This is a genomic window from uncultured Jatrophihabitans sp. (genome assembly GCF_964244045.1).
Classification (GTDB): domain Bacteria; phylum Actinomycetota; class Actinomycetes; order Mycobacteriales; family Jatrophihabitantaceae; genus Jatrophihabitans.
Genome location: NZ_CAXTHK010000062.1, coordinates 1 through 9,346, shown reverse-complemented (window position 1 = coordinate 9,346; position 9,346 = coordinate 1). Strand labels below are relative to the sequence as shown.

Sequence of the window (9,346 nt, the reverse complement as noted above, 5' to 3'; positions counted from 1 at the left end):
AGCTATGCAGGGACCGACGACGGGCCAGGGCACCGACCAACAGCTTGACCAAAACGACTCACGCTGATGAGAGCGCGGTGGCGCTCAACGTGGCATGAGCGGTTATTGCGGCCCTGCGACGGACAGCGAGGGAGTTCACGCGATGTTCAGCGGCTTGACGAGCTCGTCCGAGCGCTAGCGGCCATCCTCAGCCAGTGAGGTGCGTCAAGCGGTATGTGAGGGTAGCGACCGCGAGCGTCATTGTTGCGCTGTTACTGGCAGCCTGCGGGTCGGGCCGGAATGAGAAGGGCGGCGCCTGGACTGAACAATCCTCCGCACAGCGGGAGGTCCGGTCGAGCTCAAGTAATGGTGTACGGACTGTCAGCCCAGCACAGCTCGCGCCAGTTGGGGGGCACAGCAGCTCGGCTGGGCCGTTGGACGTGCCAACGGCGCTCCGGCAAGTGGTTGATGGTCTAGGCGGGACTCGCATCGTCAGTGCCCGTGTCGGGGCAGCGCCGCGCGGTTTCGCTTCGCGTGCTCCCTGGCTGGACGTCACCGTGAAGCTCGACAATCTCTCGGGTGATGACACGACGCATGCCCTCTGGGAGACGAATTTGGTCGAGGGTGCCGTCGCGGAGCTGGCCAATGACGGTCAGGCAGACCTCGGTAACGTTATTGCTGGCGTGGTTGTGACGGCCCGAAAGCCAGACGGCTCCACTGCGCAGCTGTCGCAGGTCGCGAACGGGGATGTTGTTCCAAGACAGTCGTTCTCGGCGGCGGGCAAAAGTGGCGCCGTGCTGCGCGCTTCCTTTCGTTCCGTCGTTTCTGCAGCACACATGCAGCTTGCCGACGTTCGGCTACTCGACGCTGACGGGCCAGCTGCCTTCGTGCATGTCGTTGACTCCACTCCTGAAACCTTGACAGCCAGGGATGTCAGCAAACTGAACACGGCCCTGTTCGGTGCGCCGGGACAGTATGCGTTCGTAGGCAGCGACCTCGTCGTCTGCGATGCACAGGGACGGGAGATCGTCAGTCTCACTGCTTCGGGTCGAACCGGCGCCTTCGGAAAATGGATCAGCCCGCATTACCCCGCCATATTCGGTCAATCGGGGATCGCGCCACCCATCGCCAGCGCCAGCTCGTCGGGTTCCTGACCCTAGACAGCGCGGCATAGCACGGCCTGGCGGTGCGTCGCTAGGCTGCCAGACCATGGTCGCGTCATTGCTTGAGACACAGTGGCAGCGTGCATGGAGCTCATTGATCAGCGGTTCCCGGATGACAAGCATCGTGGCGCGGCAGCCATGCTGCTGGCCGACGGAACGATCTTGACCGGGACCGCGCCGACGGCGGTGAACCCCTCGGTGGAGGTCTGCCACGAGGTGGAGCCCTACTGCGGCGCTTACCGGCTCAATCAGGCGATCGTCGCCTCCGTCTGCCTGCATCGGCGACCTGGTGGCCAAGTGGTCGTGCTGGCCCCGTGTGGCGCCTGCCGTGAACGACTGGCCGTGTACGGACCAGCGGTGCAGGTTGCGGTCGCAGACGCTGTCGACCCGAGCGTCATCGTGTGGAAGACCCTGAAAGCGATCTTGCCCGACTACTGGATGGTCGCGTCCCGGACGAGGTCGACCCCGGCTGGACAACCTGAGCCAGGTTGCACGTCAAAGCCCCCGCTGGCGCTCAACGCGGCAGGAGAGCGCGGTAGCGCAGTCTGCTGAAAGCAAACGGGGAGCGTCCCTGGACCGTCCGCGGATTGTTCAGTCTCGGGGGCGGTGGGCGAGGAATACAAGCTCGCGGCCGGGCCGGTCGGGCGCTTCTCGCACGTCGCGGACGGTGAAGCCGGTTGCCATAAGCGAGGCTGTGAGTTCCTCTTGGCCGCGAAAGCGCAGCGTGGAGTCTGAGCTGTGTGTGGTGTCCTCATTGAGGAAGCGGTAGGTCAGCCGGAATGAGACAAGTGGTAGGTCGACTTTGATGAGCTGCCTGCGTTGCTCTACGACCCCCAGGCCGGGGATGTTGGCTGTCACCGGCTCGCCTGCGGTTGCCCACGCATCCCAAGGACGCCGCTCGGGCCGTCTGGTCTCGAAGGTGAAGCAGCCGCCGGGGACAAGTGATCTGTAGACATCGTGTAGCAACGCAGTCCACTCTTGATCTTCGACTACGGCCTGCGCAGCGTTGCCGGTCATCACAACAAGATCTGCATTCGCGTCAGCGGGGATGACGGCTGAAGTGCCTTCGACCCAGGTAACTTCCTCTGCGTGCGGCTTGGCTCGCGCAACGTCGAGGGAGGCTCGAGCTGGGTCAAGGGCGATAACGTGCCGACCGGTGCGCGCCAGTAAGAGAGAAAGGCTGCCGGTGCCGCAGCCGAGGTCGACTACACGTCGCGCATTCAGCTCATCGGCTATCGCAACGTAGGCGGCAAGGTCGTCACGCGGCCCGTCGAATGTGTCATAGACCTGCGCCAGACGTGGATGCGCGAAGATGGGATCCGGCATCGCTTGATAGTAGGTGGGTCTGACGACCCGACCCAACGCGCGATGGTGCACTATGCGGCATGAGACCGCCTTGATATTGGCGACTCGGTGGGCTCTCCGTCCCACAAGCCAATCCGCTTCCGGAATTGATCCTCGCCAGATGCCCCTCGTCTCGGAAGGTCGACCCTCGTCAAACTGCGCTGAGGCCGCGTCGATATCGGACGCCCTGCTTGCCGCCGAGTTCAGACGGATCCGCTTCGCCGGCGGGCTCGAAGCCAGCCTTGGTAAGCACCTTCTGGGACGCGATATTGCCACGGGAGGTAGCGGAGGTGAGAGTGTGGAGTCCCAAGCGCGATGCGATCTCGCACAATTCCCGTACCGCCGCTGTTGCGATGCCTTGACCAGCGGCGCACAGGGCCACGCGGTAGCCGACCTTGGCACTTCCGTTCGCGACGTCGTAGAGGTTGAACCGACCGATGACTTCACCGTCGTCGTCGAGGCGGACGAAGAACGCGCAGTTGCCCGCGTCTTGTTCCGCGAGGGAGTCTTGGAAACGCGCAGCGAATTGCTCGAAGAACGCGTCGCCACGGTCCGAGATCGAAGTAGCGAAGTACGCGCGGTTGCCTCGTTCGAAGGCCAGCACCGCTTCTGCGTGACCCGATCGGAGCGGCTCGAGATTGCCCATACAGCGAGCCTGGCACACAGCGGCGTGCTCGCACTCTTGCCCGGTGGGGCGGACCGTTCAGCTCTCGCGGCCCATTCGCCAATGCGCGAAGCGTCGAAGTTAGTGCCCCGCTCGTCGAACCCAATTCTTGACGGCGTCCACGACATGGATCGTGAGCCCGTCAGACCCGAAGGCGGATCGCCGACCGTACACGTTCTCGCAGATGACGCTGACGGAGCTCAGCTTTCCTCCGGCCACGTCTGCAGCCCGTGCTGGAGCGCGGTGGCGCTCAACGCGGCATGAGAGCGCGGTGGGTTAACGCCGTCGTGGCTCGCGGTCGTAATAGACGGTCATGGTCAGATCGTCTTCGCCGTCGGTCATCTCCGAGTGGAAGGTGATGTCGCCGACTTGGACGTCGCCGAGCAGATCGAGGCTGACGGCAACTCGTCGCAGCAGTGCCGACACATCGCCCCTGGCCGCCGCCCTCGGGTTGCTCTGCGAGAAGTGCAGCGTCGACCACTGCTCGGGTGCCTGTTCCACGACGTCAGGGTCGCATGCGGGCCGCGCACTACGCGGCATTGAGAGCGCGATTGGACGATCTCGTCGATACGCAGTCCAGCGTTCAGCGCTGTGAGACCCGCGGCGTGACTTCCAGCGGCATCGCTCCACAGCGTGACTGCGCTCGCCGGGTTGTTGGAGACGCCGGCCCGCTTGAGTTCGTCACATACCAGGGGTCTGGGGAGAACCTTGCCCGATCGACTCTGCTCGAGAATGGCCTGTACCCAGGAGATGACATCGTCGACGTCGGTGACACCGGCCTGTTTCACGAACCCGGCGATCGGCAGTATGAAGGTCAGCGATAGATACGAAGCTGTGGGTCACGAGTCGACGACGGAAGCGATGTCCTCGACGTTCCAGCCATCGTCGATCAGCTCGCCGAAGCCGCCGTATTGGACACGGCCAGGACGCTGAAGCCGTTGTACTTGTACGAGTACCTCATCGTTGAGGTTCATGAACCTTGAGTGCTCGGCCTCTTCGGCACGATCCAGGCTCTTGGCCTCGACATTCAGCCCGAACAACTTGAATCGTTCGCTGATCATCCCGCGTCGCACGGACGCAGGCACCCCCAACGCGGCGGGAGGAGCGCGGTTGTGGGTCAGGCCTCGTTCAGGGCGATGTGATCGACTTCTGGCTGGAAGTGGACGAAGCCGCAGTCGACACAGATCTCCCACTCCGCAGGAAGATCGTCGAGGTTCTCGTGCCACCCTTGGTGTTGGCAGGTGCTGTCGTGCAGGAACCCCCACGCATCGACGTCGGGCTGCGGGTCCGCCTCGACCCATGCATCGGCGCGCTGGACCCACACCCGCTCGCCCACGTAGGACCAAGGGATCCAGCCCTCGAGCTTCATGTGGATACGCCCCGCGTCACTGATTGGAACGGGCTGGGTCGGTCTTGCGTTGAGAGCCGGCCATACGCCGGTCTGCACGAACCGGGCGCAGAAGGCCTGCCACCGCGCGAGCTCCTCGGGGGTCTCGTCGACGTCGGCGCCGAGGTAATCGTAGAGGTCGGGTGAGTCTCCTTCGAGGAACCCGGTGATCCAGATCGAGGCCTCGTCCGTCATCGACTCGACCTCGTCCAAGCTCGTTGCCAGGCCGTCGCGCATCTCTGGGTACCAGACGCCGAAGCGCCCCCGGTGAGTGTGCACGTTTCCGTCGATGTAGCCAACGCCGCGGCTGGTGACAACGCGAAGCGCTGCGTCCACCTGAAAGGGTGCACCCCAGTGATCGATCGCGTCGACCATTTGCTCACCCAACCGCACGCGATTCCCTTCCGAAGAAGCCGCCGGCGACGCCCACGATCATCACACGAACGACCGGTCTCGACACCCTGTCATCGAAATGATCGGTGCGTTTGCTCGTGACGGCGATTCGGTCGCGCCGGGCGTGCCAATAAAAGCGCTGCGGCGGAGGCCGGATGTCAGTGAGCGGCGTTGTAAGCCTGGGTGACTTCTTGGCTGATCCGGCCACGCTCGGAGACCTTGAACCCGTTGTCTGTCGCCCATGTGCGGATGGCGGCGAGGTCGCTTCGGCGGTTTGCTGTGCTGGTCGTGGTATGCCGGGTTCGCGCAGAGCGTGTCTTGCGGGCGTGCTCGATGTAGGGCTTGAGCGCCTTCTGCATAGCGTTGCGGTTCTTCTTGCTGAGATCGATCTCGAAGTTGCTGCCGTCGAAGCTGAAGGAAACAGTGCCGGCGGCTACGCCGCCGTCCAGATCGTCGGTGAACTCGGTCGTCGTAACTATTTTCTTTGCCATGACACCAGTATCTCGTGCTTTAGGGAGTCGCTCCTACCGCAGCGCCCACACCGTCATCTCCGGCACAGACCAGCTGGGACGGCGCTCTAAGCTAAGCGGCATGAGCTCGAGCAACAAGCGTCAGGGGCGGCGGGCTACACGCCAGCTGAACGCTGAGATCGCAGCGATCACCACCGCTGGGATGATCAGCTGCCAGCGCCACCCTCCGTCAAATGCGACCGACAGCAAGAGGGCCACAGCAATGCCAACGATCGTCAGGCCGAGCGGAACCCAGCCGTTGCGAGAAGGCACGCGACAACTTTAGGCCAACGACCACGGCGCTCACCGCGGCAAGGGAGCGCTAGCGGCCTATGGACAATCGGACGATGGACAGCGCGTGGGTGGGCCCGGATGGACGTGTGCGGCTCGACGGATTCGATACCGTGCGGGAATGGTCGTCACTAGCCGACCTTGCCGCGAACTACTGGCGCTATCAACGACTTCCAAACCGCGCCCGAGCCACCGCCGAGATGGATGCATGGGACTGCGTGCACGACCTCGTCGGTGAACCGGCCTGGGAGGGGGCGGTCGAGCTCATCGCCTCGCTGCTGGAGGTGGCCACGGACGACGACGAGGTGGGGCTCGTCGCTGCTGGACCGCTTGAGGAGTTGCTGGAGCCGGTCGATCAAGGTCCGCGGTCATTGATGCGATCGAAGCGCGTGGTCGCCGAGACAAGCGCTGGTCGGCAGCGATTAGAGGGGTGTGGCTGAATCGCGCGTCTGATTCGGACGTGAACTTCCGCCTATCTAGGTTTGGCGCTAGGTATGCGGACGGAACGTCACCTGCCGCTCCGCTATCGGACGGCTCACGGCATCGCTCCGCTCGACGCCCCTGAGTGGTGGCTTCGCCCTCGCGCCCCATAAGAACGCGGCAAAACGCTTAGCCAGTCAGAACGGCGATCGATCGAAGCCGAAGGGATCGGTGCCGCTGGCCGGTATACCTCGGTCGCTCAGCTCGTCCTGCGCAGCCCGCAGTGCCTCCAACGTCTCTGAGTCCTGATCGAGGCCGTACACGTTCTCCCAATCGCTTGGCCCCAGCACGGCGCTGACCCAGCCAATTTCAATTGCCAGCAACGCGCGGGTCAAGTCGAGGACCGAGAGGGGCTCGTTCGCTCTCAAGCTGGCCGCAATACGCCTGAACTGCAGATCAGGGTGCTCGCGCTCAGCGAACTTCATCAGCGCAGCAAAGCGCCGATCAGCGTGACCCGGCCCGTCCCAGTAGCTCGCGCCCATCGCGAGCAGCTCGCGCGTCTCGACACTGAGATCCCGGACCTTCTTGCGAAACTTATCGGCCTCGTCCACGAACCTGATCGTTGCAGAAACCGTGCCGGCAGCACCTAACAGCGGCATGAGAGCGCGGTGACGCCTGCCGGCGGCGGGGAGCCCGCGGCGGGACGCGAAAGGCGCTCCGCCGCGGGACAGCCTCACTGCACTTTGGAACGTAGGAACTCAAGGGTGCGTGACCAGGCCTGCTCGGCGAGTTCGGGCTTGTGGGTACCCATCTTGTCGTCCGGGTTCATGAAGGCGTGACCGGCGTCGTAGTAGAAGAACTCGACCTCGGCACCGGACTCGGACCGGATCTGCTCCTCGGTGTTACGGGCCTCGTCGGCCGACATTATTTGGTCCTGCGTCCCGTAGTGGCCCTGGACCGCAGCGGTGATCCCGGCGTAGCTCTCGGGGGTGCCAGGGCCGACGCCGTAATAGGGCACGGCTGCCGAGATGCGGTCGCCTTGCTGGGCGGCCAGGAGCAGCGCGAAGGCCCCGCCCATGCAATAGCCGACAACGCCGACGGTCGAAGATTTGACCGCATCGTGGCCGATGAGGAAATCGACACCACCAGAGAGGTCCTTGGTCGCCTGCGCGACGGGCAGCGATGAAAGCATCTGCCCGGCCTCGTCCGAGTCGTGGGCCACGCGGCCGCCGTAGAGGTCGGGGGCGAGCGCGACGAACCCCTCGGCGGCGAAGCGGTCGACGACCTTCTTGAGGCCGTCGTCCAGCCCCCACCATTCCTGGATCACGATAAGCCCGGGTCCGGACCCGCTCTCGGGCACGGCGAAATAGCCGTGGGCCGTTCCCTCGTTGCTCGGGAAGGTGACGTTCTGGAAAGGCTGCTCAGCCATGAAACTCCTTGATGTGGTGGTGGGCCGGGAGGTAACTCCGGAGGCCATCCGTGCGGGTGGATCGCAACAAGCCTGCCCTCCCGGGCCGAGACAGGACGCAGGGGGTTGCCAAGGCGTCGGCGATGGATGAAGAGCGCGTTCGCTGCCTCCCAAGAAATGGGCCGAGTTCGGAGCGCGCCTCCGGCTGCAAGTGCAGTCAGCCTGGCCATCAGTTCCGACCGTCAACGCGGCTACTTGTTGAATGGGGTCACGTCCAGCGTCTGGCCAAGGTCTGGTCGAGGTGGTCGGTGGGGCGCTCGCAACGCGGCTACTTGTTGAATGGGGTCACGTCCAGCGTCTGGCCAAGGTCTGGTCGAGGTGGTCGGTGGGGCGCTCGCAACGCGGCTGTCCACGGCGGTTTCGTGAGACTCACTCATGGCATGCGATCCCGCCGATCACCGTCTGGCGTGGAGAGGCTCAAGAGGGGTCTGCCCAGCTCGAAGTAGCGCTGCCCTCCTCGTCGATTTCTGTCGGTCAACTAGGACGAGGTGAGCAGCGTGGGACGAGTAGTGATCGGGATGGATCCGCACAAGCGATCGGCGACGATCGAGGTGATCAACAGCCGGGAACAGGTCCTGGACCAGGGCCGGTTCGGCACCGACCGGGACGGCTACCAAGCCATGCTCGCGGCCGGCCGGAAGCACCCGGACCGGGTGTGGGCCGTCGAGGGCTGCAACGGTGTGGGCCGGCACCTCGCGCAGCGGCTCGTCGCCGACGGTGAGCCGGTCGTGGATGTGCCGGCGACGCTGTCGGCGCGGGCGCGGGTGTTCTCCACCGGCCAGGGCCGCAAGACCGACCCGGTGGACGCGCCTCGGTCGCCCTGGTCGGGCTGCGCAGCAGCAACCTGCGGGTGATCGCGGCCGATGATGCGACGGTGGCGCTGCGGTTGTCGATCGACCGGCGCGACGAGCTCGGCGTCACCCGCACGCAGACGGTGAACCGGATCCACCGGCTGCTGCTGGAGTTGCTGCCCGGCGGGGCGAAGAAGGACCTGTCCGCAGCCCAGGCCAAGGCGCTGCTCGCGAGCGTGCGACCGCGTGACGTCGTCGGGCGGACGAGGCATCGTCTCGCGGCTGAGCACATCGCCGAACTGGTCGCGATCGACCAGCGGATCAAGACCGCCACCACCGAACTGCACGAGCTGATCGCGGCCACCGGCTCCACCCTGATAGAGCTGGCCGGGATCGGAGCCTCCGGTGCAGCGCGGCTGCTCGGCGACGTCGGGGACATCACCCGCTTCGCCGACAAAGGCCGCGTCGCGTCCTGGAACGGCACCGCACCGCTCGACGCTTCCTCCGGTGACCAGCACCGGCATCGGCTGTCCCGGGCAGGGAACCGGCGGATCAACCACACGCTGCACATCATGGCCCTCACCGCGCTGCGCCACGGCATGAAGCACGCACCTACTACGACCACAAAACCGCCGCCGGCAAGACCAACATGGAAGCGATGCGCTGCGTTGGGTGGTTCCCGTCGTTGGGTGATCCAGCAGTCGCTCGTTGATCCAATCGCCAGTAGCGGCGTCTTCAAGCCTTCGCGCGACGTCCGTAGACCAGGGATGGCGCGGACCTCCAACTTGGATACCGCAGGAATCGTCTCACTGCTCATCGGCAGAGTCGCCCGTTCGGCACATGACAGCGCGGTAGCCCGAAACGCGGCATGAGAGCGCGGTGGCGCTCAACGCGGCTACTTGTTGAATGGGGTCACGTCCAGTGCCTGGCCAAGGTC

Annotated in this window: 14 protein-coding genes; 5 read left to right on the top strand and 9 right to left on the bottom strand. The window is 64.8% G+C overall.

The genetic code is table 11. The features are described 5' to 3' along the window. The first annotated feature begins 536 nt into the window (after window positions 1–536). A complete protein-coding gene (locus ACFFC4_RS21730) occupies window positions 537–1,133 on the top strand; it encodes a hypothetical protein (RefSeq protein ID WP_375504770.1) in 597 nt (198 codons plus the stop codon). A 93-nt stretch (window positions 1,134–1,226) separates the two neighbouring features. Continuing rightward, entirely contained in the window at window positions 1,227–1,694 is a 468-nt protein-coding gene (locus ACFFC4_RS21725) for a cytidine deaminase (protein ID WP_375504768.1), read from the top strand. Window positions 1,695–1,733: 39 nt separating this feature from the next. Here ACFFC4_RS21725 and ACFFC4_RS21720 read toward each other — a convergent pair whose 3' ends face one another. The 7 genes from ACFFC4_RS21720 to ACFFC4_RS21690 all read right to left on the bottom strand — a co-directional run bounded on the left by ACFFC4_RS21720 (window position 1,734) and on the right by ACFFC4_RS21690 (window position 5,712). Further along, window positions 1,734–2,468, bottom strand: coding sequence for a class I SAM-dependent methyltransferase (locus ACFFC4_RS21720; RefSeq protein ID WP_375504766.1), 735 nt, complete (start codon window positions 2,466–2,468; stop codon window positions 1,734–1,736). Between the two features lie 169 nt (window positions 2,469–2,637). Then, window positions 2,638–3,132: a GNAT family N-acetyltransferase gene (locus ACFFC4_RS21715; RefSeq protein ID WP_375504764.1), complete on the bottom strand. Its 495-nt coding sequence runs from the start codon at window positions 3,130–3,132 to the stop codon at window positions 2,638–2,640. Between the two features lie 294 nt (window positions 3,133–3,426). Beyond that, complete coding sequence (locus ACFFC4_RS21710; RefSeq protein ID WP_375504762.1) at window positions 3,427–3,651, bottom strand: hypothetical protein; 225 nt, start codon at window positions 3,649–3,651, stop codon at window positions 3,427–3,429. Between the two features lie 338 nt (window positions 3,652–3,989). After that, on the bottom strand, window positions 3,990–4,211 hold the full coding sequence (locus ACFFC4_RS21705) for a hypothetical protein (protein ID WP_375504760.1): 222 nt from the start codon (window positions 4,209–4,211) through the stop codon (window positions 3,990–3,992). Between the two features lie 56 nt (window positions 4,212–4,267). Continuing rightward, a complete protein-coding gene (locus tag ACFFC4_RS21700) occupies window positions 4,268–4,912 on the bottom strand; it encodes a hypothetical protein (RefSeq protein ID WP_375504758.1) in 645 nt (214 codons plus the stop codon). Window positions 4,913–5,088: 176 nt separating this feature from the next. Continuing rightward, window positions 5,089–5,421 carry an Lsr2 family protein gene (locus ACFFC4_RS21695; protein WP_375504756.1) on the bottom strand — a complete coding sequence of 111 codons (333 nt, stop codon included), beginning with the start codon at window positions 5,419–5,421 and terminating at the stop codon, window positions 5,089–5,091. 120 nt (window positions 5,422–5,541) lie between these two features. Further along, complete coding sequence (locus ACFFC4_RS21690) at window positions 5,542–5,712, bottom strand: hypothetical protein (protein ID WP_375504754.1); 171 nt, start codon at window positions 5,710–5,712, stop codon at window positions 5,542–5,544. A gap of 74 nt (window positions 5,713–5,786) precedes the next feature. Here ACFFC4_RS21690 and ACFFC4_RS21685 point away from each other — a divergent pair, with 74 nt between their 5' ends. Continuing rightward, entirely contained in the window at window positions 5,787–6,170 is a 384-nt protein-coding gene (locus tag ACFFC4_RS21685) for a hypothetical protein (protein WP_375504752.1), read from the top strand. A gap of 177 nt (window positions 6,171–6,347) precedes the next feature. Here the strand turns inward: ACFFC4_RS21685 and ACFFC4_RS21680 are convergent, their stop codons facing one another. Further along, window positions 6,348–6,809, bottom strand: a complete 462-nt coding sequence (locus ACFFC4_RS21680) for a hypothetical protein (protein ID WP_375504750.1) — start codon at window positions 6,807–6,809, stop codon at window positions 6,348–6,350. A gap of 74 nt (window positions 6,810–6,883) precedes the next feature. Further along, window positions 6,884–7,579 carry a dienelactone hydrolase family protein gene (locus tag ACFFC4_RS21675; protein ID WP_375504748.1) on the bottom strand — a complete coding sequence of 232 codons (696 nt, stop codon included), beginning with the start codon at window positions 7,577–7,579 and terminating at the stop codon, window positions 6,884–6,886. Window positions 7,580–8,115: 536 nt separating this feature from the next. Between ACFFC4_RS21675 and ACFFC4_RS21670 the strand changes: the two genes are divergently transcribed. Together ACFFC4_RS21670 and ACFFC4_RS21665 are read left to right on the top strand one after the other, a co-directional pair. Then, the gene (locus ACFFC4_RS21670; RefSeq protein WP_375504746.1) at window positions 8,116–8,472 is read left to right on the top strand and encodes a transposase; all 357 of its coding nucleotides are present in this window, start codon (window positions 8,116–8,118) and stop codon (window positions 8,470–8,472) included. After that, window positions 8,469–9,281 carry a transposase gene (locus ACFFC4_RS21665; RefSeq protein ID WP_375504744.1) on the top strand — a complete coding sequence of 271 codons (813 nt, stop codon included), beginning with the start codon at window positions 8,469–8,471 and terminating at the stop codon, window positions 9,279–9,281. Before ACFFC4_RS21670 ends, ACFFC4_RS21665 begins: the two co-directional genes overlap by 4 nt. Window positions 9,282–9,346 lie beyond the last annotated feature (65 nt).

Coding starts and splice junctions, on each gene's coding strand:
- ACFFC4_RS21725 (WP_375504768.1), top strand. CDS start 1,227: ATGGAGCTCATTGATCAGCGGTTCCCGGATGACAAGCATCGTGGCGCG.
- ACFFC4_RS21720 (WP_375504766.1), bottom strand. CDS start 2,468: ATGCCGGATCCCATCTTCGCGCATCCACGTCTGGCGCAGGTCTATGAC.
- ACFFC4_RS21715 (WP_375504764.1), bottom strand. CDS start 3,132: ATGGGCAATCTCGAGCCGCTCCGATCGGGTCACGCAGAAGCGGTGCTG.
- ACFFC4_RS21705 (WP_375504760.1), bottom strand. CDS start 4,211: ATGATCAGCGAACGATTCAAGTTGTTCGGGCTGAATGTCGAGGCCAAG.
- ACFFC4_RS21700 (WP_375504758.1), bottom strand. CDS start 4,912: ATGGTCGACGCGATCGATCACTGGGGTGCACCCTTTCAGGTGGACGCA.
- ACFFC4_RS21695 (WP_375504756.1), bottom strand. CDS start 5,421: ATGGCAAAGAAAATAGTTACGACGACCGAGTTCACCGACGATCTGGAC.
- ACFFC4_RS21685 (WP_375504752.1), top strand. CDS start 5,787: ATGGACAGCGCGTGGGTGGGCCCGGATGGACGTGTGCGGCTCGACGGA.
- ACFFC4_RS21680 (WP_375504750.1), bottom strand. CDS start 6,809: ATGCCGCTGTTAGGTGCTGCCGGCACGGTTTCTGCAACGATCAGGTTC.
- ACFFC4_RS21675 (WP_375504748.1), bottom strand. CDS start 7,579: ATGGCTGAGCAGCCTTTCCAGAACGTCACCTTCCCGAGCAACGAGGGA.